This window comes from Rhizobium sp. Leaf306, assembly GCF_001423425.1.
Taxonomy (GTDB): Bacteria; Pseudomonadota; Alphaproteobacteria; order Rhizobiales; family Rhizobiaceae; genus Neorhizobium; species Neorhizobium soli.
In genome coordinates this window covers 338054-364746 of the sequence record NZ_LMNX01000001.1, presented here as the reverse complement: position 1 = coordinate 364746, position 26693 = coordinate 338054, and the positions used below count along the sequence as shown (strand labels likewise).

Below are 26693 nucleotides of genomic sequence, written 5' to 3'. Positions count from 1 at the left end.
ATTGATCCCGGATCGAGTGAAGGATGAAACGATGAGATTTCCATTCCGGCTTCCTGGGCTTTCCCGCATCGCGCCGCCTCAGGAAACCAAGGCGACGTCGGGGCTATCGTCGGGCTTTGCGATCGTATCTGGCGATGGCGCGGCGCACTGGTCCGGGCGGTCCTATGCGGCTCTGGCAAAGGCCGGGTTCATGAAGAACCCGATCGCCTATCGGGCCATGCGGATGGTGGCCGAAGCTGCCGCCGCCGTGCCGTGGCTCGCCTATCGGGGGACGAGCGAGGCAGCCGATCATCCGGCGCTGGCGCTTCTGGCACGTCCGAACGGCCGCCAGAGCGGGCCGGATTTCTTCGAGGCGCTGTACGGGCATCTGCTTTTGTCCGGCAATGCCTATGTGGAGCCGCTGGCGCTTGGCGGCGACCTGCGGGAACTGCATTTGCTGCGGCCGGACCGGGTGAGCGTCGTCGAGGGGCGCGACGGCTGGATTGCGGCCTATGATTATCGCGCCGGGCAGGTGACACGGCGGCTTGCCGTCGATCGTGACGGGCCGGGGCTGCTGCACCTGAAGCTGTTTCATCCGCTCGACGACCATTGCGGCCTGTCGCCGCTGGTGGCGGCAGGTGCGGCGCTTGACCTTTCCAATGCGGCGGCGGGCTGGAACAAGGCGCTGCTCGACAATTCCGCAAGACCGTCCGGCGCGCTGGTCTACCAGCCGAAGGATGGCGGCAATCTTTCCGCGGATCAGTATCAGCGGCTGAAGGACGAACTGGAGGCGGGCTATTCGGGTGCGGTCAATGCCGGCCGGCCGCTGCTTCTGGAAGGCGGGCTGGACTGGAAGGCGATGGGGCTTTCGCCGAAGGACATGGATTTCATCGAGGCAAAGAACGGTGCTGCCCGCGACATTGCGCTGGCGCTCGGCGTGCCGCCGATGCTGATCGGCATCCCCGGCGACAACACCTATGCCAATTACCAGGAGGCGAACCGCGCCTTCTACCGGCTCACGGTGCTGCCGCTGATTGCCCGCACGGCGGCTAGCTTTTCCGCGTGGCTTTCGGACGCTTTCGGGGAGGGGTTGCGGCTGGAACCGGATCTCGACCGGGTGGCAGGTCTCTCGGCCGAGCGTGAGGCGCTGTGGGCGCGGATCGGTGCTGCAGGCTTCCTGACGGAGGACGAAAAGCGCGAGGCGGTGGGTTATTCGGCGTGATTGCGCGATCGCGGCACAGGGTGTAATTTGTAATACGGTGTATTACAGATGGAGATCGTCATGGCAGACGCCAAATCCGAAAAGCCCGTTCTCTCGGACCCGATCACCTTGCGCGTGCCGCAGGACATTCTCGACGATATCGAGAAGATCGCCGAGACATCCGATCGCAGCAGAAGCTGGGTGATTGTCCGGGCGTTGAAATATTATCTGATGGCGGAGGGGAATGACATCCTGCAGATCCGCAAGGGCGAGGAACAAATTGCGCGCGGCGAATTCGTCGATGCGGAGGAGTTCTTCGCGGAGGTGCTCGACGAGAAGAAGAGCGACGCCGCCTGATGCGGATCAGGCTCTCCAAGGATGCGGCGCTCTTTCTGAGAAGCGAGCAGCGGTATCTGGAGCGTTTCAATCCGCGCGCCGCCGAAGCGGTGCTGCGGCAGTTGAGGGGATCGATGCGGCTCTTGCTGGACTATCCGCAAGCCGGGAGCCCGATTGAGGCGCTGGAAGGCCGGCGCCGTTTCGTGTCCGGCGAGTATGTCATCGACTACAGGATGGAGAAGGGGATCGTCTCCGTTTCCCACATTCGACACGGCCGTCAGCTGCCGCCCGGTCTTTTAGCGGACGCACCGGCAGACGACGGAAACTGAGAGGCTCAACTTCTCAAACCCCTGACTCAACTCGTCAACGCTGTCTCTCAAGCGATTCAGGGGGTTGATAAAAAGCGGCCGGCCTCATGTGGCGCGTGAACACGTGCGCGAGGCCTTGGCGGTTGCGGATGGAGATCCGCTTTCCGGCTGACACTCTCAACATAACCGAGAAAGTTTAACGATGGCTGACCTTGGGCATGATCCGGGAACGCTTGGCGTGTGGGCTGCGCGGACCGCAGGTGCGGTGGCGGGTGCGGGCGTTTCGCTGGTCTATCTCCTGCCGAAAAGCGGGCACGAGGCGGCGAGCCGGTTTCTGACCGGCGTGGCCTGCGGGCTGATCTTCGGCGGGCCGGCCGGTCTGTGGCTGATGGCACGGTTGGGGATCAGCGGTGAACTTCCCGAGCCGGAGACCTTGCTGGCGGGATCGGCTGCCGCCAGCCTTTCGGCTTGGTGGGTGCTGGGCGCGCTGTCGCGCTTGGCCGAGCGATACGGGCGACGCAGGGAGTAAGGCGCTCCCGACGACGAACCTCCTTCCGCCTTGGGCGGATGGGTTCGACAGGTTCAATGACATTGCAGGAGATTCCGATGCACGCTGACCGCGGGCAATGCCCGCCCATGCGCCCGAATGTGCGCAAATTCGCCAATCTGGAACTGGCCGGCATTGCCGGCGACGGCACGTTTTCCGGTTATGCCAGCGTGTTCGGCGAGGTCGATCTCGGTCGCGACCGGATCGAACGGGGGGCGTTTCTCTCCTCGCTTGTCGAACGCGGCGCGCCGGGGGTGCGCATGCTTTACCAGCACGACCCGAATGAGCCGATCGGCGCCTGGAAGACGATCCGCGAGGATGGTCGCGGCCTGTTCGTCGAGGGCGTGCTGTCGCCCGGCGTCGCCCGATCGCGGGAAGTGCTGGCGCTGATGAAATCCGGTGCGCTGGACGGGCTCTCGATCGGCTTTCGAACCGTTCGGGCGCGCACCGACGCCAAGACGGGGGTGCGGCGCATTCTCGAGGCGGATCTTTGGGAAATCTCCGTCGTGACCTTTCCGATGCTGCCATCGGCCAGGGTTTCCGACGTCAAGCATCAGCGGTTCTTCCGCGACCGCGAGACGGAGCTCGTTCGCCAGATGCGGCGGGCGGCGAAGATGATGTGGAGATCGTCGTTCAGGCAGAACAAGGCTTAACAGAGAAGGACAGGACATGATGACGGGACAGGGACATGTAACTGGAAATGCCGCCGTGGCGCCGGAAGTGAAAGCCGTGCCGGAAACGGTGACGGCCGCGCTCGATGAATTCATGGAAGCGTTCGAGGCGTTCAAGGACGTCAACGACCGAAGAATCGGCGAGATCGAGCAGAAGCTGACCGCCGACGTGGTGACCCGCGACAAGGTGGACCGCATCAACCGGGCCATGGACGACCAGAAGCGGGTGCTGGACCAGCTGGCGCTGAAGAAGGCGCGACCGCCGCTCGGTGGCCGGGGTGGCTATGGCCAGAGCGGCGATCTTTCGCCCGAAGCGATGGAGCACAAGGCGGGGTTCGACGCCTATATCCGTCGCGGCGAGGATTCAGGGCTGCGCGAGCTGGAGGCGAAGGCGTTCTCAGTCGGGGTCGGCGCCGATGGCGGCTATCTGGTGCCGCCGGAGACCGACACGGAAATCGGCCGCCGCGTGTCCGTCGTATCGCCAATGCGGGCGCTGTCGACCGTGCGCACCGTCTCGACCTCGGTTCTGAAGAAACCGTTCTCGACGACGGGGCTGACCACCGGCTGGGTGGCGGAAACGGCGGCGCGGCCGCAGACCAACACTCCGCTTCTGGCCGAACTCGCCTTCCCGACGATGGAACTCTACGCCATGCCGGCCGCCACGCAGGCGCTGCTCGACGACGCGGCTGTCGACATGGAGGCCTGGATTGCCGGCGAGGTGGATATCGTCTTTGCCGAGCAGGAGGGCGATGCCTTCGTGCGCGGTGACGGGACAAACAAGCCGAAGGGTTTTCTCGCCTATACGGCTGTTGCCGATGCGAGCTGGGCCTGGGGCAGTCTCGGCTATATCGCAACCGGTGTTGCCGGCGGCTGGAAGGCGACCAATCCCTCCGACACGCTGATCGAGGTGATCTACGCGCTCAAGGCCGGTCACCGCCAGAACGGCACGTTCATGATGAACCGCAAGGTGCAGGCCGATATCCGCAAGTTCAAGGATGTCGACGGCAACTACCTGTGGCGGCCGCCGGCAAGTGCGGGGCAGCCAGCCTCGCTGATGGGCTTTCCGATCGCAGAAGCCGAGGAAATGCCCGACATTGCCGCAAGCTCGACCTCGCTTGCGTTCGGAGACTTCCGGTCGGGCTATCTCGTGGTCGATCGGGCGGGTGTGCGCATCCTGCGCGATCCGTATTCCGCCAAGCCCTATGTGCTGTTCTACACCACCAAGCGGGTCGGCGGCGGGGTGCAGAATTTCGAGGCGATCAAGCTGGTGCGGTTCGCCGTGAGCTGATCGGCCAAGCGCACCGACGCTTGCCGGAACTGCCCGTCATCCGGCCATCCCCACCGTCTTCCCGCAGCGGCGGGGAGAGGGTGGGGCAGGGCCGGATATCATCTTCGACGAGGATCCCCATGACCTATGCCCAGACCAATCCGCCCCTGGCGGAACCGCTGACGCTTGCCGAGGCGAAGGCGCATCTGCGCCTTGACGGCGCCGATGAGGACGCGCTGATCGGATCGCTGATTTCCACCGCACGCGAGCATCTGGAGCGCGAGACGGGCCTCTGCCTGATGGCGCAGACGTGGCGTCTCTATCTCGACCGCTGGCCGGGCGACGGCGTGATCCGCATCCTCAAGTCTCCGGTGCAAGCGATTCAGACTGTTACGGTTTACGACGCTGCAGGCACTGCGGTTCATGTGTCGCTTGAAGACCATCTGCTCGACGGCAAGGGGCGACCAGCGCGACTGTGGCTGCGCTCGACGATCGCTCCCGGCCAGGTGCTGAACGGGATCGAGATCGATTTTATTGCCGGCTGTGGCGAGGCCGGGACCGATGTGCCGGATACGCTGAAGCGGGCGATGCTGATCCATATCGGCCATATGTTCGCCTTCCGCGGCGTGCTGTCGCCCGACCAGCAGCCCGCCGGGATTCCCGATGGCTACGAGCGGCTGATCGCGCCCTTTCGCATGCGGAGGCTGTGATGGTGGTGTTTCTCGATCCGGGCCAGATGACTGCCCGGCTGGAGCTGGAAGCGCCGGTTACCGTATCCGACGGTCAGGGTGGTGCGAGTGTGACCTGGCAATCGGTGGCGGCCGTTTGGGCGAAGATCGAGCCGGTCTCGTTCGTGGTGACGGAAGCGGCAAGCGCGGAAGTCGGCACGGTCAGTCACCGGATCTGGATCCGGTTTCGAAGCGATGTCGCAGCCGGCCAGAGGCTGACCAAGGGCGCGCGGATCTTCCTGCTGAAACTGGTGCGCGACCCTGACGAGACCGGTCGCTATCTGGTCTGCCAGTGCGAGGAGCAGGCACCATGACATCAGCCTCCAACGCGTTGATGAAGGCGGTTCATGCGCGGCTGACCGGCGACGCCGCATTGACGGCGCTGGTCGGCCAGGGCGGTGTCCACGACCGGCTGATGCCGAAGTCGAAGCTGCCGGCGATCGCCTTCGGAGAGTGGGAGACGCGCGATTATTCGACCGGTACGGAACCGGGCGAGGCGCATAGCCTGACGATCACGGTGTGGTCGCAGGCAGAAGGGCGAAGGCAGGCGCAGGAGATCGCAAGCCGGGTGGATACGCTGCTGCACGATGCGGCGCTGACGCTGGAAGGGTTTGTGCTGGTGAGCCTGTTGCGGACGGGATCGCGCACCAGACGCGAGCCGAACACGCGGTATCTTCAGGTCGAGCTGCGTTACCGTGCGGTGACCGAGTGAGATGCCGCAAGCCGGTTACTCTGCCGCACGAGATGCATGAGGAAGAGGATGCCGGTGAGGGCCGAGCCGGCCAGAAGAACGGTGACGACGAGAACCGTCAGCGCGCCCGAACGATCGAGAAGTGCTGTGAACACGACGGGAGCGAGCGCATTGGCAAGGTTCTGCGGCATGGACAGCCGTGCGGCCTGGCGGCCGTAGTCGCGCGGTGAAAACAGGGCGAGCGGCAGCAGCGCCTTTGCGACCTGCAGGACTGCCGAGCCGATGCCGTAAAGCCCGATGAAAATCCAGAGCGTTGCCGTCGACGACGGCAGGACGATGAGGCTGAGAAAGCCGAGGATCATGAAGCTATTGCCGGTCACTGCCGTGATGAACGGATTGCCGCGCTTGCCGAGCAGCATATCGAAGGCACGCGCCGAAATGCCGATGACGCCACGCGCTGCGGCAAGCTGCAGGGCGAATTCAGGCGTCGCACCGGATTGCCGCAACAGTTCCAGAAGCGACGGCGACACGCCGTAGGATGCGAAGGAGGCAATGGTGGTGGCGGTGGCGACCAGAAGGAAGGCGAGCTTGCCTTGCCGGGCGGTAAAGGCGACCGGCGGCGCATCGACGCCGGCATCGGCCGTATCCCAGGCGATCGGCTTCGGCAGCGCGAAGAGATAGAGCGGCACGCAGACGAACAGATGCAGGAACGCGCAGACCATCAGCGTGGTGCGCCAGCCGATGAGATCGTTGCCGAGACTGAGCAGCGGCCAGAAGATGGTGGCGGAGAGGCCCGTAAACAGCATCAGGATGGTGATGCTGCGACGACCCTTCGTGCCTTCACGCTCGACCACCGCGGCATAGGCCGGCGCTGACAGGCAGAAGGCGCCGCCGGCACCGAGCAGGATCCAGGCGACCGCATAGAGCGGCAGGCCGTTCGCAAGCGACAGCACGAGCAACCCGACGCAGAAGAATACGGAACCGGCGGCCAGAACCTTTGCTGCCCCATGGCGCCCGAGCAGCCGTCCCACGAGCGGACCACAAAACGCGCTGGCGAGCATCATCACCGACAGTCCGGCAAACACCATTTCGTTGGCAAGGCCGAGATCGGGCGCGATGGAGCGACCGAGAACGCCGAGGCTTTCGAACGTGGTGCCCCAGCCGATGAGTTGCGTGATGGCGAGAACGCCAATGGTCCGGGCAGACCAGAGGGGGGACTTGGTCAATGCGATATCGCGATGGGGAGCGGGCGAGGAAATGTGTCCCGCGGCTGTAGCAGGTCGGCACGCAACCCGAAAGCATCAATACTTCAAAGCGGTTGGAAAAGGATCGGGACATGGTGGCACAGAAGGGCAAGGACCTTCTCCTGAAGGTGGACAATAGCGGAACGTTTCTGACCGTGGCGGGACTGCGCTCCCGGCGGATCGCCTTCAACGCCGAAACGGTCGACATTACCGATGCCGAAAGCAGCGGGCGCTGGCGCGAACTTCTGGGCGGGGCGGGGGTGCAGCGGGCATCGCTGAGCGGTTCGGGGATCTTCAAGGACGGCACGAGCGACGCGCTGGTGCGCAGCACGTTCTTTGCCGGCACGATCCTGTCCTGGCAGATCATCATCCCCAGTTTCGCGACACTGGCGGGTGCGTTCCAGGTGACGGCGCTCGAATATTCCGGCGAGCACAATGGCGAAATCCGGTTCGAGATTGCGCTCGAATCCGCCGGCGTCGTGAGTTTCACAGCATTGTAGGAGCATGAAAGGGGGATTTCATGGGCATGCATGGACGGGCCAACCGCCGACGCGGCGAGGTGGAGGCCGAAATGGACGGCGAGCGGCGCATCCTGTGTCTGACGCTCGGCGCGCTAGCAGAACTGGAAACGGCCTTTGCGGCGAGCGATCTGACGGAGCTCGCGGGACGGTTTTCCTCCGGCCGGATGAAGGCAGCCGACATGATCCGCATCATCGGGGCGGGCCTTCGCGGCGGCGGCAACCTGATTACCGACGACGAGGCGGCGGCGATGAGCGTCGATGGCGGGATACTCTCCTGCGCGCGGATCGTTGGCGAGTTGCTGAGTGCTGCATTCGGCACGGATGAGGGGACATCCCCCGCAAACCCCTGATAGCCGCAGCGGGCGGGAAGGCGCAGAGGTTTGAGCCTTTTCCATGGGATGCGGCAATGCATGCCGGTCTCTGCCTGCTGCGGCTTCCCGCACCGCAATTCTGGGCGCTGACGCCACGGGAGCTGTTTGCCGCGACCGGTGGTCTGGTGAAACGCGCGACGTCGATCGAGCGTGCCGGGCTGGAGACGCTGATGCGGGCTTTTCCGGATGGAGCGTGACGGTGCAAGCCGGCGGATCGGCGAAATTCTGAACAGGAGTTGAGGCCATGGATCCAGATGATGAGACGTTCGGTGCGGCCGTGACGGGGGCTGAAGCCTTGTCCGGCGTGATGGCGGATCTTGAGGCGCGTTCGGACCGGTTCGGCCGGGCTTTGGCCAGTGCGCTGAGCACGGCGACGACGAGTGGCAAGGGGCTGGACGACGTGCTGAAAGGCCTCGGCAACCGGCTGGCGGATATTTCGCTGTCAGCAGGGCTGAAGCCGCTGGAAAGTCTGCTGGGCAATGCGGTGAGCGGGCTGATCGGTTCGGTGACTCCGTTTGCCGATGGTGGCGTCGTACGGGCGCCGACTTTCTTTCCGATGGGCGGCGGGACCGGGCTGATGGGCGAGGCGGGGGCCGAGGCGATCCTGCCGCTTCGGCGCGGCGCGGATGGGGCGCTCGGCGTGGCGTCAGCTGGCGGCGGCGGGGGAGCGCAGGTGGTGTTCAACGTGACGGCGACCGATGCGGCGAGTTTTCGCAAAAGCGAGGGCCAGATTTCGGCCATGCTGGCACGCAGCGTTTCGCGCGGAAACAGAGGATTGTGAGGGGCATCGATGAGCGGATTTCATGAAGTGCGCTTTCCCCTGCGGGTGGCGCTTGGCGCCTCCGGCGGGCCTGTGCGCCGGACCGATATCGTCAACCTGTCCAATGGCCGCGAAAGCCGCAACCAGCGCTGGCGGGATTCGCGGCGAAGCTATGAGGCCGGATCCGGGGTGAAATCGGTTGCCGATCTCTATGCGGTTCTGAAATTCTTCGAGGCACGCGGCGGCCAGCTCTACGGGTTTCGGTTTCGCGATCCCGTCGACTGGAAATCCTGCGGTCCGGGCCAGGCGATCTCGGCGAGCGATCAGCAGATCGGGGTCGGCGATGGGGCGACCTCTGCGTTTCCCCTGACGAAAACCTATGCGGATGCGGCTGGCGGCTGGGAGCGACGGATCACCAAGCCGGTGGCGGGAACGGTGGTCGTGTCGGTCGGTGGCGTGGCGAAGGCAGCGAGCTCGTTCAGTGTCGATACGACGACCGGCACCGTCACGTTTGCGGCAGGGCAGGTGCCGGCGGCCGGCCAGATCGTGCGGGCCGGGTTCGAATTCGACGTGGCCGTGCGCTTCGATACGGACCGGATCGAGATCAATCTGGCGCATTTCGATGCCGGGCGGATCCCGGCCATTCCATTGACGGAGGTGCTGGCATGAGGGCGATCCCGGCGGGTCTTGCCGCCCATCTGATCGGCGAGGCGACCACGATCTGCTATTGCTGGCGGGTGACGCGACGTGACGCGGTGGTGCTTGGGTTTACCGAGCATGATCGCGATCTCGTCTTCGCGGAGACGACGTTTCTGGCGGCGAGCGGTTTTGCGGCAAGCGAGGCGGAACAGGCGCTGGGCATGGCCGCCAGCGCGGAAGAGGTGGAAGGCGGCCTCTCGAGCGCTGCGATCGACGAGGCGGATCTCGCAAGCGGGCGCTATGACGGCGCGCGGGTTGAGCTGTTCGTGGTCAACTGGGCGGATTCGGCTCAGCATATGCTGCTGAATATCCGCGAGATCGGCGAAGTTTCCAGATCGGGCGGCGCCTTCAAGGCAGAGCTGCGCAGCCTTGCGCATCGGCTGGGCCAGCCACAGGGGCGGGTCTATGGCAGGCGCTGCGACGCGAGCCTTGGTGATAACAGCTGCCGGGTCGACCTCTCGGCCTGGCGCGGGAATGGCGTGGTGGATGCGGTGATCGATAAAAGCCGCATCGTCGTGTCGGGTCTGTCCGGTTTTGCGGAAGGATTTTTCGGCCGTGGCGTCGCACAATTTGCGGGCGGGGCGCAGGTGGATATCGAGGTTCACGAGCGACGCGCCGACGGCAAGGCGGGGCTGACATTCTGGTTGCCGCTGGAGCAGGCGGTCGTTCCCGGGCAGGCGGTGACGCTGACGGCCGGTTGCGACAAGACGGTTTCGACGTGCCGGGGGAGGTTTGCGAACCTTCTCAATTTCCGCGGCTTTCCGCATGTGCCGGGCTCCGATTTTGCCTATTCCTATGTGGATGGCGAGCGGCTGCATGATGGCGGAGCGCTGTTCGAATGAGTGCCGCCGGAGAGCGGATCGTCGCGGTGGCTGAGACCTGGATCGGCACGCCCTATCGGCATCAGGGGGCAACGCGCGGCATCGGCTGCGATTGCATCGGCCTGATCCGCGGCATCTGGCGGGAGCTTTATGGCGAAGAGCCGGAACCGGTGGCGCCCTATGCGCCCGACTGGGCGGAACGGGGCGGCGAGGACAGGCTGCTGGTGGCTGGCATCCGGTTGTTCGGACCAGCACTTGGCGTCGGGCAGATGCAGCCGGGCGATCTGCTGCTGTTTCGTTGGCGACCGGACACGATGGTGAAGCATGCGGGCATTCTGGCCGGGCCGTCCCATTTCATTCATGCCTACGAGCAGATGGCGGTGACGCGCTCGGTTCTCGTGCCCTCCTGGCGCCGCAAAATCGCTGCCGTGCACCGGTTTCCGACGGCAAGGGATGAGGGGCAGTCGCCGGCGAGCAAGTGAGCGGCAGCCACCTCCCTCCCACAATCCAATAACTTGACAATTTTAGCGCGCATCCAGTTCACGACTGGGTCGGCGTGAGGGGATTCCATGGCGACGATCCTGTTTCAGGCGGCGGGTGCGGCACTTGGTGGGGTGTTCGGTCCTGTCGGGGCGATCCTTGGGCGGGCGGCGGGGGCGTTGGCGGGGAGCGTTGTTGATCGGGCGTTGCTCGGCGGTTCCTCGACCGTCTCGGGAGCAAGACTTGCGACGGCGCGCATTCCGGGGGCGGACGAAGGGGCGCCGGTCAGCCGGGTTTATGGGACCGCGAGGATCGGGGGCACGCTGATCTGGGCGACGCGGTTCGAGGAGGAGGCGACGCGGGAGCGGACCGGCGCCAAGGCGACGGGCGGGTCTCAGACGGAAACGTTTCAGTATTTCGCCAACTTCGCCGTCGGGCTCTGCGAGGGGCCGATCGCCTGCGTGCGGCGGGTGTGGGCCGATGGTCAGGAAATGGACCTGACGGCGATCGAGATGCGCGAGCATGTGGGCGACGAGATGCAGTTGCCGGATCCGCTGATCGAGGCGAAGCAGGGCGAAGGCAAGGCGCCGGCCTATCGTGGGCTTGCCTATGTCGTGTTCGACCGGTTGCCGCTGGAAGCGTTTGGCAACCGCATTCCGCTGCTGCAGTTCGAGGTGGTGCGGCCGGTCGGGACGCTGGAGCGGCAGATCCGGGCGGTGACGATCATTCCCGGCGCCACCGAGCATGGCTATCACACGGTTCAGGTGACCGAGAAGACGGCGGAAGGCAGCGCACGCATCCTCAACCGCAACACGATGGTGGCAACGACCGACTGGCAGGCATCGCTCGACGAATTGCAGGCGCTCTGCCCCAATATCGAGAGTGTTGCGCTGGTCGTTGCCTGGTTCGGGACGGATCTGCGCGCGGGGCAATGCCGCATTCTGCCGGGTGTCGAGGTCGAGACACGGCGCGACGAAAGCACCGTATGGTCGGTTGCAGGCGTGGTCAGGAGCGCGGCGCACCGCGTCAGTTCGTCGGGAGGCGGCCCTGCCTATGGCGGCACGCCTGGGGATGCGAGCGTGCTGGCGGCGATCACTGATCTCAAGGCGCGCGGGCTGAAGGTGTTTCTCTATCCGTTCGTGATGATGGACATCGCGCCGGGCAATGGCTTGGCCGATCCCTATGGTCAGACGGAACAGGCTAGCTACCCCTGGCGCGGGCGGATCACCTGTCATCCGGCCCCGGGACTGGCGGGAAGTGCCGACAGGACAGCGCTTGCGAGGACGCAGGTCGAGGCCTTTGCCAGTGGGGCGGACGGCTATCGGCGGATGGTGCTGCATTATGCGGGGCTCGCCGTCTCGGCCGGTGGCGTCGACGGACTTGTGATCGGGTCGGAACTGAGGGGGCTGACGCAGATCCGCGATGAGACCGGCAAGTTTCCGTTCGTCGAGGCGCTGGTGACCCTTGCATCGGATGTGCGGGCGCTTGTCGGACCGGCGACGGCGCTGACCTATGGCGCCGACTGGAGCGAGTATTTCGGCTACCACCCGCAGGATGGCACAGGCGACGTGCTGTTCCATCTCGATCCGCTCTGGGCGTCGCCTCATATCGATGCGGTCGGGATCGACAATTACATGCCGCTCTCCGACTGGCGCGACGAGGATCTGGCAGCGGCAAATCCGGATGGGTTCCGGTCCTGCGACGACCGGGCGGCGATGGCGGCGCAGATTGCGGCGGGCGAAGGGTTCGACTGGTATTACGCAAGCGAGGCCGACCGGGCGAACCGACTGCGCTCACCGATCAGCGACGGGCTGGCGGGTAAGCCCTGGGTGTTTCGCGCCAAGGATCTCCAGGGGTGGTGGGACAACCGTCACTATAACCGGGTGGGCGGCGTGGAGAGTGCGGCGTCGACAGCCTGGTTGCCGGGGATGAAGCCGATCTGGTTTACCGAACTGGGTTGCCCGGCTGTCGACAAGGGCGCCAACCAGCCGAATGTGTTTGTCGATCCGAAATCGGTGGAAAGCAGCCTGCCGTATTTCTCGTCCGGCGGGCGATCCGACAGCCAGCAGCGACGGTTTCTCGAAGCGCATCATGGCTGGTGGCAGGGCGAGGCGGCACCCGCCGGCATGGTCGATCCGGATCATGTGTTCGTCTGGACATGGGATGCGCGGCCGTCTCCGGCCTTTCCCGACGACCTGACGATCTGGAGCGACGGCGAGAACTGGCGCACGGGGCATTGGCTGAACGGCAGGCTGGGCGGAACGACGCTTGCCGACGCGATCGCGGCGATCCTGACCGATCACGGTTTTGACGATTTCGACGTGTCCGGGGTGACCGGCGATCTGACCGGCTATGTGCAGGCCGACGTCACGTCGGCGCGCTTGCTGCTGGAGCCTCTGTTGAGTGTGTTCCAGATCGACGTCAGCGAGGATGCGGGGCTGTTGCGGTTCCGCTCACGGCAGGGTGCGAGCCTTGCCGCACGCGAGATCGGGATTGTGGCGGAGGTGGAGGGCGAACCGCTGTGGTCGGAAAGCCGGGGACACGACAGCGATTTTCCGGCGGAAGCGGTGCTGGGCTTCTACAATCCGGTTCTGGACTATGAGCAGGCGAGCGCAAGGTCGCGCCGCGCTACGGCCGAAAGCGAGCGTGTGGCAAGCTACGACCTGCCGGCGACGCTTGGCGAGGAGACGGCGTTGGGAGCGGTGGAATCGGTGCTGCGGGCGCAGCGCGTGGCACGGCGCTCGATCTCCTTCACGCTGCCGCCGCAGGATTTGGCGCTCGAGCCCGGCGATGCGGTGCATCTGACGGACGGTCCCGACGGCATGTTCGTCGTCCAGCGGGTCGAGGACGGGGCGGTGCGACGGATCGAGGCGCAGAGCCATGCGCCGCTTCCACCTGGGCGGTATGATGCTGTCACGACGCGGCGTGACAGCGGCCGCTGGGCGAGCGACGCGTTTGCGCCGGTCGTGCATTTCCTCGACCTGCCGCGGCTGACCTCGTCTGATGAGGCGGGGTTTGCGGTGGTCGCGGTGTTTTGCAGGCCCTGGACACGGATCGCGGTTTCGTCCTCAGTGACAACAGATGGATATCGCAGGCGGGTGACGCTCGACCGCCCGGCGCGGCTCGGGGTGCTTGTCTCGGCGCTCGACCCCGGTGTGACGGCGCGGTTCGACCGCTCAAAGGTGCTCGATCTCGAGCTTTATTTCGGCGGTCTCTCGTCGGCGCAGACGCTGGCGGTGTTGAGCGGCGACAACCGGCTAGCCATCCGCGCGTCAAACGGCATCTGGGAAATCGTCGGGTTTGCCAAGGCGCAGGAGATCGCGGCGGGGCGATGGCGGCTGTCTGGATTGCTGCGGGGACTGGCGGGAACCGAGGATGCGATGGCGGCCGGGAGCGCTGTCGGTGCGGCCTGCGTGGTGCTGGACGATGCCGTGAAGCCGCTCGGGCTGACCGGTGACGAGCAGGGACGGAGGTTGAATTTCCTGGCCGAAAGCCTGGGCGCCGTCGGAGGCCGATCCGGACCGCATGTGTTTGCCGGTGGAGAAAGGGCGCAGACGCCGCTTTCGCCGGTGCATATCCGCGGCGTCCGGTTGGCCGATGGCGCTGCCCAGTTCCGCTGGATCCGGCGCGGGCGCGTCGATGCCGACGGCTGGGACGGGCGCGATATTCCGCGAGACGAGCAGGACGAAGGCTACCGCGTCGAGATCCTCGGGGCCAGTGGCGTCGTGGTGCGGCGGGTGGATGTCGAGGCTCCGGTTTTCCTCTATCCGGCGAGTGACGAGCTTGCCGACTTCGGCTCCCAGCAGCCTAGCCTGACGCTTCGTATCCGGCAGATGGGGCAGGCCGTACCGTTCGGCATTGCGGCGCTTGCAACGATCCAGTTTTGACAGCCGAGTTTGAGTGCCGATTTTTGTGTGCCGATTTCTGACAATATCGTGATGGGAGACAGCTATGGACGGGACAAAAGCTTGGTATCAATCGAAGACGATCTGGGGCGCGCTGATTGCCGTTGCCGCCCCGCTTGCGCATGTGGCGGGAGTGGAGATTAACGCTGATGCGCAAGGAGAGCTTGCCGACATTCTGGTCACCTTTGCCGGTGCTTTCGGCGGGTTGCTGGCGCTCTACGGGCGGATCGTCGCGAGCGCGCCGATCCATCCGACGGGGAAGGGATGACGGCGCCACGAGGGTCAGCATTACAGACCATTCATTTGCCATTCAGTTGGGTTTGGATACATACTCCATCGAATGCTTTGGACATGATTTCGGGGACGTGATTCAAGACCGTGATCCCGGGGCGTGACACCTGTCGTCTTGTGAGTGGAAACCGAAAGCCATGGCGCGACTGCCGATCATTGCGATCATCGCCGCGACAATAGCGGGATTGGCGGCCTTTGTGCCGGCAAAAGCGCCGGCGCGCGACTATCTGATCCTGGTTGCAGGCGACTGCGGCACGGCGGCAAACAAGGTCTTGCGCGACACGGGAGGTCAGCTTTTGTCCGCCCAGCCATCCTCGGACGGACAGACCTGCATTGTCACCGTCCTGGTGCAGGGCAATGGCGAACGTCCGCGCAAGGTGACGGTCCGGGTTCCCATGTAGGCCGGTTGCCTGTAAACCGGCTTGTAAGCTTCATACCGCGGCGGGGCCCGCAGTGATTTTCAGGACAGTTTCATGCGTATTCTCGTGGTCGAAGACGACGTCAACCTCAACCGCCAGCTTTCCGACGCGTTGAAGGAATCCGGCTATGTGGTCGATCAGGCCTTCGACGGCGAAGAAGGGCACTATCTCGGCGAGACCGAGCCCTACGACGCCGTGATCCTCGACATCGGACTGCCGCAGATGGACGGCATCACCGTTGTCGAGAAGTGGCGTGAGGCGGGCAAGGGCATGCCGGTGCTGATGCTGACGGCGCGTGACCGGTGGAGCGACAAGGTGTCGGGTATCGATGCCGGCGCCGACGATTATGTGGCAAAACCCTTCCACGTGGAAGAAGTGCTTGCGCGCGTGCGTGCGCTTATCCGGCGTGCTGCGGGGCATTCGTCGTCCGAGATCATCTGCGGTCCGGTTCGTCTCGATACCAAGGCATCGAAGGCAAGCGTCGATGGTATCCAGCTGAAGCTGACCTCGCACGAGTTCCGGCTTCTCTCCTACCTGATGCATCACATGGGCCAGGTCGTGTCGCGCACCGAGCTTGTGGAACACATGTACGACCAGGATTTCGATCGCGATTCCAACACGATCGAAGTGTTTGTCGGGCGCCTGCGCAAGAAGATCGGCGTCGACCTGATCGAAACCGTGCGGGGCCTCGGCTACCGCATGCAAGCGCCCAACGATGCGCATTAAGCGGATAGGGCCTCGCTCGCTCACCGCTCGCGTTCTGCTTCTCGCGACCACCTGGTCTGCCGTGGCGCTGGTGGTGATCTCGATCGTCATTTCGCAGCTCTACCGCCAGTCCGCCGAACGCTCGTTTACCGACCTTTTGCGAGCGCAGCTCTATAACGTCATCAATTCCGTGACGATCGGCGAGGACAACAAGCTGATCGGCAACCCCCAACTGGGCGACCTGCGTTTCTCGCAGCCGGAGACCGGATGGTACTGGATCATCGAACCGCTCGGCACGTTTGCCGCGACGGCGATCTCGTCCTCGTCGCTCGGGACCTCCAACATCACGGTGCCGTCGATCCTGCAGGCGCCGTTCAACAATCGCTACGAGCGTTTCTATCCGACCCGCGACGCTTTCGGGAACCACGTCCTGGTCGCGGAAACCGAAGTGGTTCTGGATGGCGAGGGACGCGCGGCGCGGTTTCGCGTCTCGGGCAATCTCGATGCCGTGGAAGACGATATCCGCAGCTTTTCGCGCAGCCTCTATATCGCGCTCGGCGTGTTCGGGATCGGCAGCCTGATCGTCAATGGCCTCGCCATCCTCTACGGATTGCAGCCGCTTGATGCGGCGCGCCGCTCGCTGGAGCGGGTGAGGCGCAGTGAGGCGGAGCATCTGGAGGGAGAATTTCCGCGTGAAATCATGCCTTTGGCAAACGACATCAATGCTTTGATCGAAAGCAACCGCCGCATCGTCGAGCGGGCCCGCATGCAGGTCGGCAATCTCGCGCATTCGCTGAAGACGCCGATCGCGGTTCTGCTCAACGAATCGCGCATGCTCGACAAGGTCCAGTCCGATCTCGTCCGCTCGCAGGCCGAGACGATGCAGGCGCAGGTGCAATCCTATCTGAATCGCGCCCGGATCGCGGCACAGCGCAACTCGCTTCTGGCGCGCACGGATATCGAGCCGGTGCTGGAGCGGCTGGTGCGCGTGATGCGCCGCCTCAACCCCGACAAGGAATTCCACCTTTCCGTCTATCCGCCGGGCGCAGCGCTTGCGCTGGAGCAGCAGGATGTCGAGGAGACGATCGGAAACCTGTTGGAAAACTCCGCACGGTTCTGTCGCACCGGCGTCTGGGTGACGGCAGCGCTTGCAACAGCGCCACCGGAAAAGGCAGAAGGAGAGGCGGCCAAGCGTCCCTGGATCGAGATGGCCGTCGAAGACGACGGGCCGGGTCTCAATCCCGACCAGATCACCGAAGCGGTCAAGCGCGGCAGGCGGCTGGACGAGAGCAAGCCGGGCGCCGGGCTGGGACTGTCGATTGTAAGCGAGATCGTCAGCGAATATCAGGGCGAGCTGGAGATGACGCGCGGGGTGCGCGGTGGCCTTCGGACCCAGTTGCTGCTGCCGGGCATGATCAAGGAAGTCGCCGGCTGAGCACAAGGCCGGTTGAGGGAAGAAAACTGTGGCCGATGGGCAACGACGCCGCACTTGCTTCCGACGGTTCTGGACGGACGGATCGCCTGCTATATCTTGTCTACAGCCAATGCAACATCATGCCGTGACGATACGGCGACAACAAGAACTGCGCACAAAAAGGAGAGGCGACAATCGCAGCATTTCAGTTCCGACCCAATAGCGTCATAATGGCGCCAAGCCGGAAACCGAATGATGCCGGTTCCGATCCCGAAAACGAAACGAGCGCGGTTCCCGACACGATGCGGTTGTCACATCTCCTCACTGCAGCAACATTCATGACGATTGCCGGCCTGCTGGCAGGGTGCAACACCAGTTCCACCGCGGCGGGTGCCCCGAAAGGCCTGCTGTCGCAACGGCCGTCAAGTTCGGCTGCCTATATCACGGCGCTGCAGGGCGGGATCGTCGGGCGGACCGGCGCCGAGCTCTCCAGCAGCGATCGGACGCGGGCGCTTGAGGCGGAATACCGCGCGCTTGAAGGCAGTGCCGTCGGCCAGACGATCAAGTGGAAGGGTGACGATGCGAGCGGCGAAGTGATCGCCAACGCGCCGTTCCAGGTCGGCTCGCAGAACTGCCGCCAGTATCGCCACACCGTCACGGCCGCCGGCAAGGAACTGATGTCGCGGGGGGCAGCCTGCCGCAACGCCAGCGGCACATGGACGCCGTTGACCTGACAATCCCGATAAGACGCGGAAACTAAAAAAACGTTGCCGATGCTGCCGGGGGCGGTCTCGATCTTTGCTGCTAAGGGAACGCTTGCCGGCTGCGCCAATACCCGTCAAATTCGCGTCAACGCGCGCTAGACCACTGGCCGGCCATTGGAAAGCGTCACCGATTGCGGTAATGGGCGATGATGTATTTGTGGATCGTTCTCGCGCTGCTGACGGCTGCCGTCGCAGTGGCCCTTCTCCTGCCGTTTGCGCGCAGCGCTTCGGCGGCTGCTTCCGGCGTATCGAATGCTCGTCGGAGCAATTCCACGAGGGCCGGAGAGGTCGAAGTCTATCGCGACCAGCTGCGGGAAATCGACCGCGACCGCGAAGGCGGGTTGATCAGCACTGAGGAGGCGGAGAACGCCCGCGCCGAGGTTGGACGCCGGCTGATTGCCGCTGCGGCCGAAAACGATCAGGACAATACCGGCGGCTTCGCCAACAGAAAGCACCGGATCGCCACGGCACTCGTCACCGTCGTGCCGCCGGCGTTGGGGCTCTGTCTTTACTTGAGCCTCGGAAATCCCGGCATCCCGGACCAGCCGTTACAGGCGCGTCTTGAAAACCCCGGCAACAATATCGCGCTGCTCGTCACCAAGGTGGAGCGGCACCTGGCCGAAAATCCGACCGATGGTGCGGGCTGGGATATTCTGGCGCCGATCTATCTGCGGTTGGACCGGGCTGGTGACGCCGAACTTGCCTATCGCAATGCGATCCGGTTCATCGGTCCGAGCAATGCCCGCTATTCGGGCCTTGGCGAAACGCTGGTCGTTGCCAATGACGGGATCGTCACCGAAGCGGCGCGCCAGGCATTCGAGCAGGCGGTGAAACTCGATCCGGCTGACCCGCGCTCGCGCTTTTATGCAGCACTCGGGCTTGAGCAGGGCGGGAGGAAGGACGAGGCACGCGCGGCCTTCGAGGAGCTTGCGAGCGCAACCCCTGCCGATGCGCCGTGGAAGGGTCTGCTCGACGAACATATCGTCAAGAACGGCGGGACGCCTTTGGCGGCAAAGCCTGCGGCCCCTTCGCTCGGAGGACCGACACAGGAAGATGTTGCGGCAGCGCAGGACTTGTCGCAGGGTGATCATAAAGTGATGATTGCCGGCATGGTCGACAGTCTCGCCGCAAAGCTCAAGGACGAGCCCGACAATATCGAGGGCTGGCTGCGGCTGGTGCGCTCCTATGCGGTGCTGGGCGACGAGGCGAAGGCCCGCGACGCACTTTCGACCGGACTGGCGCAGTTTCCGCCTGACGGCAATGATGGCAAGCGTCTGCTGGCGCTTGGCAAGGATATCGGGCTCGATGCGGATGCATCGCCGGCGCCGGGAGGAGCAAGACCATGACACGCAAGCAGAAACGCATGGCGGTGATTCTGGGCGGCATGAGCTTCGTCACGATCGCAGTGCTGCTGGTCATGTTCGCCTTCTCGCAGTCGGTCGCGTATTTCTTCATGCCGGGCGATCTGGCCAAGACCGATATCCAGCCGGGAACGCGCATCCGGCTCGGCGGGCTGGTGGAAGAGGGATCGGTCAAGCGCGGCCAGGGATCGACGGTGAGCTTTACCGTGACTGATGGTAATGGCAAGGTCGATGTCAGCTATACCGGCATTCTGCCCGACCTGTTTCGCGAGGGGCAGGGCGTGGTGACCGAAGGCGTGTTCGACGGCGGCACCCGGTTTACCGCCGACAGCGTGCTGGCCAAGCATGACGAGAACTACATGCCGAAGGAAGTGGCCGACCGTCTGAAGAAGGACGGTGTCTGGGAAGACGGGACCGGCAAGGGCATGGCGCCGAAAAAGGATGCGGCTCAGCCTGAAGCCAAAATCGACGGCAAGCCGCAGGTGATGCTGCAGATGCCGGGAACGTCCGGCGAGGGAGTGACCAGACAATGATCGTCGAGATCGGCCATTACGCGCTGGTTCTGGCGCTTGCCACCGCGCTGATCGTGTCCACCCTGCCGATGATCGGTGCCAGGCGTCGCGACCCCGCGATGATGGCGCTGGCAACGACCGGGTCGCTGACGCTGTTCGCTCTGGTGGTCATCTCGTTTGCGGCACTGACCTGGGCCTATATGGTCTCGGATTTTTCGGTCAAGAACGTCTGGGAAAACTCCCATTCGATGATGCCGATGCTCTACAAATTCTCCGGCGTCTGGGGCAATCACGAAGGGTCGATGCTGCTGTGGCTGCTGATCCTCGCTTTGTTTTCGGCGCTGGTTGCGGTGTTCGGCGGCAATCTGCCGGATACGCTGAAAGCCAATGTTCTGGCTGTGCAGGCCTGGATCTCCTCGGCCTTCCTATTGTTCATCCTGCTCTCGTCCAACCCGTTTCTGAGGCTCGACCCCGCACCTGCGGAAGGGCAGGACCTCAACCCGGTTCTGCAGGATCTCGGCCTCGCCATCCATCCGCCGCTGCTCTACCTCGGCTATGTCGGCTTTTCCGTCTGCTTCTCGTTTGCCGTCGCGGCGCTGATCGAAGGGCGCATCGATGCCGCCTGGGCGCGCTGGGTGCGGCCGTGGACGCTGGCGGCCTGGACATTCCTCACGGCAGGCATCGCGATGGGCTCCTACTGGGCCTATTACGAACTCGGCTGGGGCGGCTGGTGGTTCTGGGATCCGGTCGAGAACGCTTCCTTCATGCCGTGGCTTGCGGGCACCGCAATGCTGCATTCGGCACTGGTGATGGAAAAGCGTGAGGCGCTGAAGATCTGGACGGTGCTTCTGGCGATCATGACCTTTTCGCTGTCGCTGCTTGGAACCTTCCTGGTGCGGTCGGGCGTGCTGACCTCGGTGCATTCGTTTGCATCCGACCCGACCCGCGGCATCTTCATTCTCTGCATCCTCGCCGTCTTCATCGGCGGCGCGTTTTCGCTGTTTGCCTGGCGGGCGCCGAGCCTGAAGGCGGGCGGACTGTTTGCGCCGATCTCGCGCGAGGGCGCGCTGGTGCTGAACAACCTGATCCTGACCGTGGCAACTGCCACTGTTCTGACCGGCACGCTCTACCCGCTGGTGCTGGAGACGCTGACCGGCGAAAAGATCTCCGTCGGCGCACCTTTCTTCAACATGACCTTCGGGTTACTGATGCTGCCGCTTCTGATCGCCGTGCCGTTCGGCCCGGTGCTGGCCTGGAAGCGCGGAGATCTGCTGGGCGCTCTGCAGCGGCTCTACGTGTTTGCCGGACTGTCGCTCGCGGCCGGTCTCGCCTTCGCGTATTTCCAGGGCGGAGGGCCGGTCCTGTCGATCTTCGGGCTGGCGCTCGGTTTCTGGGGCATGTTCGGCGCGATCGCCGATCTCTGGTATCGCGGCAATTTCGGCAAGGTCGGCTTCGCGACAGGCCTTCGACGCGTGAGGGGCCTGCCGCGTTCGGCGTTCGGAACGGCACTCGCGCATTTCGGGATGGGCGTCACCGTGCTCGGGATTTTTGCGGCAACGACATTCGGCACCGAAACGGTGGTTGAGATGAAGCAGGGCCAGACGGCCGAGGCCGGTGGCTATTCGCTGACCTTCGACGGGTTCCGCGATGCCGTCGGGCCGAACTACACCGAAAGCCGCGGGCATTTCACGGCGCGCAAGGGCGGCGCTGCTGTTGCCGACGTCTGGTCTTCGAAGCGGCTCTATACGGCGCGGCGCATGCCGACGACGGAAGCAGGGATCCTCACCTTCGGTTTGAGCCAGCTCTATGTGTCGCTCGGCGACCCCATGGATAGCGGCGGGATTGTCGTGCGGATCTGGTGGAAGCCGTTCATCCTGTGCATCTGGGGCGGATGTCTGATCATGATGATGGGCGGGTTCGTGTCGCTGTCCGATCGCAGGCTGAGGGTCGGCGCGCCGGCCAAGCGGCCGAAGGTGGTGACGCCGAAGGGTGGGCTGGAGCCGGCGGAATGAAACATTTGCGGCTTCCCTCATTCCTGTGCTTGTCACCGCAATCCAGCGCGCCCGGGTCTCTGGGCGCAAAAGACGCAATTGAAACAGCGGGTTCTTTCACAGCGCGGACGCGCCGTGGCTGGGTTCCTGTGACGAGCACAGGAATGAGGGGAGGATGGGGTTTGCGCAGATCATGCCAGGCTCTGCTTGCGCTCTTCCTGCTACTCGCACCGCTTCCCGCCTTCGCCGTCAATCCGGATGAGATCCTCAAGGATCCGGCGCTGGAACAGCGGGCGCGGCAGATTTCCACGCAGTTGCGCTGCATGGTCTGTCAGAACCAGTCGATCGACGACAGCAATGCGGAGTTGGCGCGTGATCTTCGCGTGCTGGTGCGCGAGCGGTTGACGGATGGGGATACGGACGGGCAGGTGATCGATTATGTCGTTTCCCGCTACGGCGAGTTCGTGCTGCTCAATCCGCGTGTGAGCGCAAGGACGATCATTCTCTGGGCGCTGCCGATCGGGGCGCTGGTGATCGGGATCGTCGCGCTGTTCGTTTTTATCCGCACACGGCCAAACACACGCTCCATCGCGGCTCTGACAGATGCCGAAAAGAAGCGGATCGACGAGCTGTTGAAGCGGTAAGGCCTGCCGTTTCTCAAGGCTGCAAGAATTTCGAACATTACCAACAATTCATGCCGCCGACACGTGCAGTTAAGGTGCAGGCTCCTATATCTCTTCTCAACCACCGCCGCCGGACCTCCGGCAACACCAAGACTGACGAGAAGAAGAAGGTAGCTCAGATGCGCACCATTAAACGTCCCTCCCTGAAGACGGTTCTCAAGACTTCCACCGTAGCCGGCCTTGCGGCCGTCATGCTGTCGACCGGCATTCCGGCCCAGGTGACCGCATCCTTCGCGGCCCCCGTCAGCGTGACCGCGCCCCAGGCGCCGAGCTTTGCCGACGTGGTCTCCGCCGTATCGCCCGCCGTCGTGTCCGTTCGCGTTCAGTCGGACGAGCCGCAGGAGACTGCCGATGAAGGCGGCAACAACTTTTCCTTCAACTTCGGCGGTCGCGGCTTTGACCAGCTGCCCGACGACCATCCGCTGAAGCGCTTCTTCAAGGAATTCGGCGGTCAGGGCGGCCCCGATGCTCCCGGCGGCCCGAACGGCGGCCCCGGTGCCGGTCCGCGTGACCGCGCCGAGCGTGGTGGCCCGGGCGCGAACCGTCCGCATCACCTGCGTCCGACCGCACAGGGCTCCGGCTTCTTCATCTCCGAAGACGGCTACGTTGTCACCAACAACCACGTCGTTTCGGACGGTCAGGCCTATACGGTCGTCCTCAACGACGGCACCGAGCTCGAAGCCAAGCTGGTCGGCCGCGACAGCCGCACCGATCTGGCGCTGCTGAAGGTCGATGCCACCAGCCGCAAGTTCACCTACGTGTCCTTTGCCGACGACACCAAGACCCGCGTCGGCGACTGGGTCGTGGCGGTCGGCAACCCGTTCGGCCTTGGCGGCACCGTGACTGCCGGCATCGTTTCGGCCCGTGGCCGCGACATCGGCTCCGGTCCTTACGACGACTACATCCAGGTGGATGCGGCCGTGAACCGCGGCAATTCCGGCGGCCCGACCTTTGACCTTTCCGGCCAGGTTGTCGGCATCAACACCGCGATCTTCTCGCCGTCGGGCGGCAATGTCGGCATCGCCTTCGCGATCCCGGCCTCCACCGCCAAGGACGTGATCAACGACCTGATGAAGGACGGCAAGGTTGCGCGCGGCTGGCTCGGCGTGCAGATCCAGCCGGTGACGCAGGATATCGCGGACTCGCTTGGCCTCAAGGAAGCGGCCGGTGCGCTTGTCGTTGCTCCGCAGGAAGGCTCGCCAGGCCAGAAGGCAGGCATCAAGGAAGGTGACATCATCACCGCCGTCAACGGTCAGGCAATCAAGGATGCCCGCGAACTGTCGCGCCGCATCGCAGGCTTTGGCCCTGACGCCAAGGTGAAGATCGATCTGTGGCGCGAAGGCAAGATGCAAGACGTCACCGTGACGCTCGGCAACATGGCAAGCGACGAGGCGGCTTCGGCCGAACCGAAGCAGCCGGATGCGCCGGTTCCCTCGACCAGCAAGGTGCTCGCCTCGCTCGGCATCACCGTTGCTCCCGCCGAAGACGGTTCCGGCCTTGCCGTGACCGAAGTCGATCCGGACAGCGAAGCAGCGGCCCGTGGTCTGAAGAACGGCGAGAAGATCTTGTCGGTGAACAACCGCAAGGTCGCTACCGCCGATGACATCGGCAAGGTGATTGAACAGGCCCGCAAGGACGGCCGCACCCGTGCGCTGTTCCAGGTCGAGGCCGACGGTACCAGCCGCTTCGTGGCGCTGCCGATCGACGAAGGCTGATTAAAGCCTCCGGTTCCCAATAGGTTGGTCCTCCCAGACGACCTCATGAAGGGCGCCACCGGCAACGGTCGGCGCCCTTCACCGTTCATGGAGTTTCAAGATGCAGACGATAATCCCACATTCCGGAAGTGCCGATGATTCCGCTGGTGCAAAAATCGCAAGCGACGCTATTGTCCCGCACATGAAGATTCTGGTGATTGAAGACGATCTCGAGGCTGCGGCCTACATGACGAAGGCCTTTCGCGAGGCAGGGATTGTTGCCGACCATGCAAGCGACGGCGAAAGCGGCCTGTTCATGGGAACCGAGAATTCCTACGACGTGATGGTGATCGACCGCATGCTGCCGCGGCGCGATGGTCTGTCGGTGATTTCGGAACTGCGCAAGCGCGGCGTCAATGCGCCGGTGCTGATCCTTTCCGCACTTGGCCAGGTGGACGACCGGGTGACCGGACTGCGTGCCGGCGGCGACGACTATCTGCCAAAACCCTATGCATTCTCAGAGCTTCTGGCGCGTGTCGAGGTTCTCGGCCGGCGCAAGGGCACGCCGGAACAGGACATGGCCTACCGGGTCGGCGATCTGGAACTCGACCGGCTGTCGCACGAGGTGAAGCGCGCCGGCAAGGAGATCCTGTTGCAGCCGCGCGAATTCCGTCTTCTCGAATACCTGATGAAGAATGCCGGACAGGTGGTGACCCGCACGATGCTTCTCGAAAACGTCTGGGACTACCACTTCGACCCGCAGACCAATGTGATCGACGTGCATGTGTCGCGGCTGCGCTCGAAGATCGAGAAGGATTTCGACAAGCCGCTGCTGAAGACCATTCGTGGCGCCGGCTACATGATCAAGGACGAGGGGTAAGCCTTCGTGTTTGCCCGTATCGTCAACCGCGCAAGGCTGATGTTCCGCTCCACGGCGGTCAGGCTTTCGGCACTCTACATCCTGCTGTTCGCGCTCTGCGCCGCATTCCTGGTGTTCTATGTCACCGCGCTTTCCGAAAAGACGCTGGTGCAGCAGACGCGCCAGACGATCCAGGAGGAAATCCAGGACATTCAGCGCGCCTATGATCGCGGCGGGATCAACCTTCTGCTGCGCATCATGGAGCGTCGCGCCCGCCAGCCGGGTGCCAATCTCTATGTGATTGCGGGCCCGAGCGGCGATATTCTGGCCGGCAATGTCGCGTCGGTGCAGCCGGGCGTTCTCGACAAGGAAGGCTGGACGGACATGCCGTTCGGCTACACCCCATACTCCGAGAACCAGGGCGCGCGGCGGCATCTTGCGATCGCCAACGTCTTGCGCTTCGACAACGGGCTCAGGATCATGATCGGCCGCGATCTCGGAGATCCCAGCCGTTTCCGCTATATCGTGCGCCAGGCGCTGATGGTGGCGCTGGCGATCATGGGGCTCGGTGCTCTCGTGATCTGGTTCGGCATCGGCCGCAATGCGCTCAAACGCATCGACCGGATGTCGGCCGCAAGCCAGAAGATCATGGCGGGCGACCTGTCGCAGCGGCTGCCGGTTGGCCGCTCCGGCGACGAGTTCGACAGGCTGTCGGAATCGCTCAACGCCATGCTCGGCCGCATCGAGAAACTCAACGAGGGACTGCGGCAGGTTTCCGATAACATCGCCCACGATCTGAAGACGCCGCTGACACGGCTGCGCAACAAGGCGGCCGATGCGCTTTCCGAAGACCGCGAGGACGTACGTCGTCATGCGCTGGAAGGGATCATCGGCGAAAGCGACCAGCTGATCCGGACCTTCAACGCGCTGTTGATGATCTCGCGGGTCGAGGCGGGTTCGATGGCGGCGGAAATGTCTGATGTCGATCTCTCTGCCGCCTCTGCGGACTGTGCCGAGCTTTACGAACCGGTGGCCGACGAGGTTGGACTGGCGCTGGTGACCGAGATCGAGCCCGGCCTTTCCGTGAACGGCAACCGCGAACTGATCGGCCAGGCGATCTTCAACCTGCTGGACAATGCGATCAAATACGCCGCTGAAGGCGGCGGTGTTCCCGAAATCCGGGTGAAGCTCTCGTCGGCGGCGGGGCTCATTCGGCTTTCCGTGTGCGACAACGGGCCGGGCGTGCCAGCCGACAAGCGCGAAGAGGTGACGAAGCGGTTCTTCCGGCTGGATGCCAGTCGTTCCAAGCCTGGAACCGGTCTTGGCCTGTCTCTGGTCGAGGCGGTGATGGGGCTGCATGGCGGCAGGCTGGAGCTTTCCGCGACCGACGAGGCCAGCGCTGAGGCTCCCGGCCTGACGGTGACGATGGTGTTTCCGGCGGTGAAGGGCTAGGCTGGCGGAACGCGGGAGG

At 64.2% G+C, this 26693-nt stretch carries 30 protein-coding genes; 29 read left to right on the top strand and 1 reads right to left on the bottom strand.

Annotated features, from left to right (window positions below):
- The first annotated feature begins 31 nt into the window (after positions 1-31).
- The 9 genes from ASG19_RS01710 (at position 32) to ASG19_RS01670 (ending at position 5749) form a co-directional block, all read left to right on the top strand.
- Positions 32-1201 (top strand): phage portal protein, encoded by a 1170-nt coding sequence (locus tag ASG19_RS01710; protein ID WP_062453457.1) that lies wholly within the window; start codon positions 32-34, stop codon positions 1199-1201.
- A gap of 60 nt (positions 1202-1261) precedes the next feature.
- The gene (locus ASG19_RS01705) at positions 1262-1537 is read left to right on the top strand and encodes a ribbon-helix-helix protein, CopG family (RefSeq protein WP_062453456.1); all 276 of its coding nucleotides are present in this window, start codon (positions 1262-1264) and stop codon (positions 1535-1537) included.
- Positions 1537-1845, top strand: a complete 309-nt coding sequence (locus ASG19_RS01700) for a type II toxin-antitoxin system RelE/ParE family toxin (protein ID WP_062453455.1) — start codon at positions 1537-1539, stop codon at positions 1843-1845. The genes ASG19_RS01705 and ASG19_RS01700 overlap by 1 nt, the downstream gene beginning before the upstream one ends.
- Positions 1846-2026: 181 nt before the next feature.
- Positions 2027-2353 (top strand): DUF6107 family protein, encoded by a 327-nt coding sequence (locus ASG19_RS01695; RefSeq protein WP_062453454.1) that lies wholly within the window; start codon positions 2027-2029, stop codon positions 2351-2353.
- A gap of 77 nt (positions 2354-2430) precedes the next feature.
- A complete protein-coding gene (locus ASG19_RS01690) occupies positions 2431-3024 on the top strand; it encodes an HK97 family phage prohead protease (protein ID WP_062453453.1) in 594 nt (197 codons plus the stop codon).
- A 19-nt stretch (positions 3025-3043) separates the two neighbouring features.
- Positions 3044-4330 carry a phage major capsid protein gene (locus ASG19_RS01685; protein ID WP_062454770.1) on the top strand — a complete coding sequence of 429 codons (1287 nt, stop codon included), beginning with the start codon at positions 3044-3046 and terminating at the stop codon, positions 4328-4330.
- A gap of 119 nt (positions 4331-4449) precedes the next feature.
- Positions 4450-5019 carry a head-tail connector protein gene (locus tag ASG19_RS01680; protein WP_062453452.1) on the top strand — a complete coding sequence of 190 codons (570 nt, stop codon included), beginning with the start codon at positions 4450-4452 and terminating at the stop codon, positions 5017-5019.
- Complete coding sequence (locus tag ASG19_RS01675; protein ID WP_062453451.1) at positions 5016-5351, top strand: phage head closure protein; 336 nt, start codon at positions 5016-5018, stop codon at positions 5349-5351. Before ASG19_RS01680 ends, ASG19_RS01675 begins: the two co-directional genes overlap by 4 nt.
- The gene (locus tag ASG19_RS01670; protein ID WP_062453450.1) at positions 5348-5749 is read left to right on the top strand and encodes a DUF3168 domain-containing protein; all 402 of its coding nucleotides are present in this window, start codon (positions 5348-5350) and stop codon (positions 5747-5749) included. The genes ASG19_RS01675 and ASG19_RS01670 overlap by 4 nt, the downstream gene beginning before the upstream one ends.
- Here ASG19_RS01670 and ASG19_RS01665 read toward each other — a convergent pair.
- A complete protein-coding gene (locus ASG19_RS01665; RefSeq protein WP_062453449.1) occupies positions 5728-6954 on the bottom strand; it encodes an MFS transporter in 1227 nt (408 codons plus the stop codon). The two genes, ASG19_RS01670 and ASG19_RS01665, sit on opposite strands and share 22 nt — an antisense overlap.
- A gap of 110 nt (positions 6955-7064) precedes the next feature.
- Here ASG19_RS01665 and ASG19_RS01660 point away from each other — a divergent pair, with 110 nt between their 5' ends.
- The 20 genes from ASG19_RS01660 (at position 7065) to ASG19_RS01565 (ending at position 26674) form a co-directional block, all read left to right on the top strand.
- Positions 7065-7472 (top strand): phage major tail protein, TP901-1 family, encoded by a 408-nt coding sequence (locus tag ASG19_RS01660; RefSeq protein WP_062453448.1) that lies wholly within the window; start codon positions 7065-7067, stop codon positions 7470-7472.
- Between the two features lie 26 nt (positions 7473-7498).
- Positions 7499-7843: a gene transfer agent family protein gene (locus ASG19_RS01655; protein ID WP_082476236.1), complete on the top strand. Its 345-nt coding sequence runs from the start codon at positions 7499-7501 to the stop codon at positions 7841-7843.
- On the top strand, positions 7840-8061 hold the full coding sequence (locus ASG19_RS01650; protein WP_348271488.1) for a rcc01693 family protein: 222 nt from the start codon (positions 7840-7842) through the stop codon (positions 8059-8061). The genes ASG19_RS01655 and ASG19_RS01650 overlap by 4 nt, the downstream gene beginning before the upstream one ends.
- A gap of 47 nt (positions 8062-8108) precedes the next feature.
- A complete protein-coding gene (locus ASG19_RS01645; RefSeq protein WP_062453445.1) occupies positions 8109-8645 on the top strand; it encodes a phage tail tape measure protein in 537 nt (178 codons plus the stop codon).
- Positions 8646-8654: 9 nt separating this feature from the next.
- The gene (locus ASG19_RS01640) at positions 8655-9293 is read left to right on the top strand and encodes a DUF2460 domain-containing protein (protein ID WP_062453444.1); all 639 of its coding nucleotides are present in this window, start codon (positions 8655-8657) and stop codon (positions 9291-9293) included.
- Positions 9290-10165: a DUF2163 domain-containing protein gene (locus tag ASG19_RS01635; protein WP_062453443.1), complete on the top strand. Its 876-nt coding sequence runs from the start codon at positions 9290-9292 to the stop codon at positions 10163-10165. The genes ASG19_RS01640 and ASG19_RS01635 overlap by 4 nt, the downstream gene beginning before the upstream one ends.
- On the top strand, positions 10162-10626 hold the full coding sequence (locus ASG19_RS01630) for an NlpC/P60 family protein (protein WP_062453442.1): 465 nt from the start codon (positions 10162-10164) through the stop codon (positions 10624-10626). Before ASG19_RS01635 ends, ASG19_RS01630 begins: the two co-directional genes overlap by 4 nt.
- Positions 10627-10713: 87 nt before the next feature.
- On the top strand, positions 10714-14511 hold the full coding sequence (locus ASG19_RS01625; protein WP_062453441.1) for a glycoside hydrolase/phage tail family protein: 3798 nt from the start codon (positions 10714-10716) through the stop codon (positions 14509-14511).
- A 64-nt stretch (positions 14512-14575) separates the two neighbouring features.
- Positions 14576-14797, top strand: coding sequence for a hypothetical protein (locus tag ASG19_RS01620; protein ID WP_062453440.1), 222 nt, complete (start codon positions 14576-14578; stop codon positions 14795-14797).
- Positions 14798-14957: 160 nt separating this feature from the next.
- The gene (locus ASG19_RS01615; RefSeq protein ID WP_062453439.1) at positions 14958-15221 is read left to right on the top strand and encodes a hypothetical protein; all 264 of its coding nucleotides are present in this window, start codon (positions 14958-14960) and stop codon (positions 15219-15221) included.
- A 72-nt stretch (positions 15222-15293) separates the two neighbouring features.
- Positions 15294-15965, top strand: a complete 672-nt coding sequence (locus ASG19_RS01610; RefSeq protein ID WP_062453438.1) for a response regulator transcription factor — start codon at positions 15294-15296, stop codon at positions 15963-15965.
- Positions 15955-17379: a HAMP domain-containing sensor histidine kinase gene (locus ASG19_RS01605; RefSeq protein ID WP_062453437.1), complete on the top strand. Its 1425-nt coding sequence runs from the start codon at positions 15955-15957 to the stop codon at positions 17377-17379. Before ASG19_RS01610 ends, ASG19_RS01605 begins: the two co-directional genes overlap by 11 nt.
- A gap of 281 nt (positions 17380-17660) precedes the next feature.
- A complete protein-coding gene (locus ASG19_RS01600) occupies positions 17661-18092 on the top strand; it encodes a hypothetical protein (protein ID WP_062454768.1) in 432 nt (143 codons plus the stop codon).
- A 179-nt stretch (positions 18093-18271) separates the two neighbouring features.
- Complete coding sequence (gene ccmI, locus ASG19_RS01595) at positions 18272-19468, top strand: c-type cytochrome biogenesis protein CcmI (RefSeq protein ID WP_062453436.1); 1197 nt, start codon at positions 18272-18274, stop codon at positions 19466-19468.
- Positions 19465-20016, top strand: coding sequence for a cytochrome c maturation protein CcmE (ccmE, locus tag ASG19_RS01590; RefSeq protein ID WP_062453435.1), 552 nt, complete (start codon positions 19465-19467; stop codon positions 20014-20016). The genes ccmI and ccmE overlap by 4 nt, the downstream gene beginning before the upstream one ends.
- Positions 20013-22007: a heme lyase CcmF/NrfE family subunit gene (locus tag ASG19_RS01585; RefSeq protein WP_062453434.1), complete on the top strand. Its 1995-nt coding sequence runs from the start codon at positions 20013-20015 to the stop codon at positions 22005-22007. Before ccmE ends, ASG19_RS01585 begins: the two co-directional genes overlap by 4 nt.
- A 161-nt stretch (positions 22008-22168) precedes the next feature.
- The gene (locus tag ASG19_RS01580) at positions 22169-22630 is read left to right on the top strand and encodes a cytochrome c-type biogenesis protein (RefSeq protein ID WP_244476056.1); all 462 of its coding nucleotides are present in this window, start codon (positions 22169-22171) and stop codon (positions 22628-22630) included.
- Between the two features lie 158 nt (positions 22631-22788).
- Positions 22789-24384: a Do family serine endopeptidase gene (locus ASG19_RS01575; RefSeq protein ID WP_062454766.1), complete on the top strand. Its 1596-nt coding sequence runs from the start codon at positions 22789-22791 to the stop codon at positions 24382-24384.
- A gap of 100 nt (positions 24385-24484) precedes the next feature.
- A complete protein-coding gene (locus ASG19_RS01570) occupies positions 24485-25243 on the top strand; it encodes a response regulator transcription factor (RefSeq protein WP_274604797.1) in 759 nt (252 codons plus the stop codon).
- Between the two features lie 39 nt (positions 25244-25282).
- Positions 25283-26674 carry an ATP-binding protein gene (locus ASG19_RS01565; RefSeq protein ID WP_062454764.1) on the top strand — a complete coding sequence of 464 codons (1392 nt, stop codon included), beginning with the start codon at positions 25283-25285 and terminating at the stop codon, positions 26672-26674.
- The last annotated feature ends 19 nt before the right edge of the window (positions 26675-26693 follow it).

Excerpts from the sequence above, each read along its gene's own strand:
- ASG19_RS01710 (WP_062453457.1), top strand. The coding sequence starts at position 32 with ATGAGATTTCCATTCCGGCTTCCTGGGCTTTCCCGCATCGCGCCGCCT.
- ASG19_RS01705 (WP_062453456.1), top strand. The coding sequence starts at position 1,262 with ATGGCAGACGCCAAATCCGAAAAGCCCGTTCTCTCGGACCCGATCACC.
- ASG19_RS01700 (WP_062453455.1), top strand. The coding sequence starts at position 1,537 with ATGCGGATCAGGCTCTCCAAGGATGCGGCGCTCTTTCTGAGAAGCGAG.
- ASG19_RS01695 (WP_062453454.1), top strand. The coding sequence starts at position 2,027 with ATGGCTGACCTTGGGCATGATCCGGGAACGCTTGGCGTGTGGGCTGCG.
- ASG19_RS01690 (WP_062453453.1), top strand. The coding sequence starts at position 2,431 with ATGCACGCTGACCGCGGGCAATGCCCGCCCATGCGCCCGAATGTGCGC.
- ASG19_RS01685 (WP_062454770.1), top strand. The coding sequence starts at position 3,044 with ATGACGGGACAGGGACATGTAACTGGAAATGCCGCCGTGGCGCCGGAA.
- ASG19_RS01680 (WP_062453452.1), top strand. The coding sequence starts at position 4,450 with ATGACCTATGCCCAGACCAATCCGCCCCTGGCGGAACCGCTGACGCTT.
- ASG19_RS01670 (WP_062453450.1), top strand. The coding sequence starts at position 5,348 with ATGACATCAGCCTCCAACGCGTTGATGAAGGCGGTTCATGCGCGGCTG.
- ASG19_RS01660 (WP_062453448.1), top strand. The coding sequence starts at position 7,065 with ATGGTGGCACAGAAGGGCAAGGACCTTCTCCTGAAGGTGGACAATAGC.
- ASG19_RS01655 (WP_082476236.1), top strand. The coding sequence starts at position 7,499 with ATGCATGGACGGGCCAACCGCCGACGCGGCGAGGTGGAGGCCGAAATG.
- ASG19_RS01645 (WP_062453445.1), top strand. The coding sequence starts at position 8,109 with ATGGATCCAGATGATGAGACGTTCGGTGCGGCCGTGACGGGGGCTGAA.
- ASG19_RS01640 (WP_062453444.1), top strand. The coding sequence starts at position 8,655 with ATGAGCGGATTTCATGAAGTGCGCTTTCCCCTGCGGGTGGCGCTTGGC.
- ASG19_RS01635 (WP_062453443.1), top strand. The coding sequence starts at position 9,290 with ATGAGGGCGATCCCGGCGGGTCTTGCCGCCCATCTGATCGGCGAGGCG.
- ASG19_RS01630 (WP_062453442.1), top strand. The coding sequence starts at position 10,162 with ATGAGTGCCGCCGGAGAGCGGATCGTCGCGGTGGCTGAGACCTGGATC.
- ASG19_RS01625 (WP_062453441.1), top strand. The coding sequence starts at position 10,714 with ATGGCGACGATCCTGTTTCAGGCGGCGGGTGCGGCACTTGGTGGGGTG.
- ASG19_RS01620 (WP_062453440.1), top strand. The coding sequence starts at position 14,576 with ATGGACGGGACAAAAGCTTGGTATCAATCGAAGACGATCTGGGGCGCG.
- ASG19_RS01615 (WP_062453439.1), top strand. The coding sequence starts at position 14,958 with ATGGCGCGACTGCCGATCATTGCGATCATCGCCGCGACAATAGCGGGA.
- ASG19_RS01610 (WP_062453438.1), top strand. The coding sequence starts at position 15,294 with ATGCGTATTCTCGTGGTCGAAGACGACGTCAACCTCAACCGCCAGCTT.
- ASG19_RS01605 (WP_062453437.1), top strand. The coding sequence starts at position 15,955 with ATGCGCATTAAGCGGATAGGGCCTCGCTCGCTCACCGCTCGCGTTCTG.
- ASG19_RS01600 (WP_062454768.1), top strand. The coding sequence starts at position 17,661 with ATGCGGTTGTCACATCTCCTCACTGCAGCAACATTCATGACGATTGCC.
- ccmI (WP_062453436.1), top strand. The coding sequence starts at position 18,272 with ATGTATTTGTGGATCGTTCTCGCGCTGCTGACGGCTGCCGTCGCAGTG.
- ccmE (WP_062453435.1), top strand. The coding sequence starts at position 19,465 with ATGACACGCAAGCAGAAACGCATGGCGGTGATTCTGGGCGGCATGAGC.
- ASG19_RS01585 (WP_062453434.1), top strand. The coding sequence starts at position 20,013 with ATGATCGTCGAGATCGGCCATTACGCGCTGGTTCTGGCGCTTGCCACC.
- ASG19_RS01575 (WP_062454766.1), top strand. The coding sequence starts at position 22,789 with ATGCGCACCATTAAACGTCCCTCCCTGAAGACGGTTCTCAAGACTTCC.
- ASG19_RS01570 (WP_274604797.1), top strand. The coding sequence starts at position 24,485 with ATGCAGACGATAATCCCACATTCCGGAAGTGCCGATGATTCCGCTGGT.
- ASG19_RS01565 (WP_062454764.1), top strand. The coding sequence starts at position 25,283 with ATGTTCCGCTCCACGGCGGTCAGGCTTTCGGCACTCTACATCCTGCTG.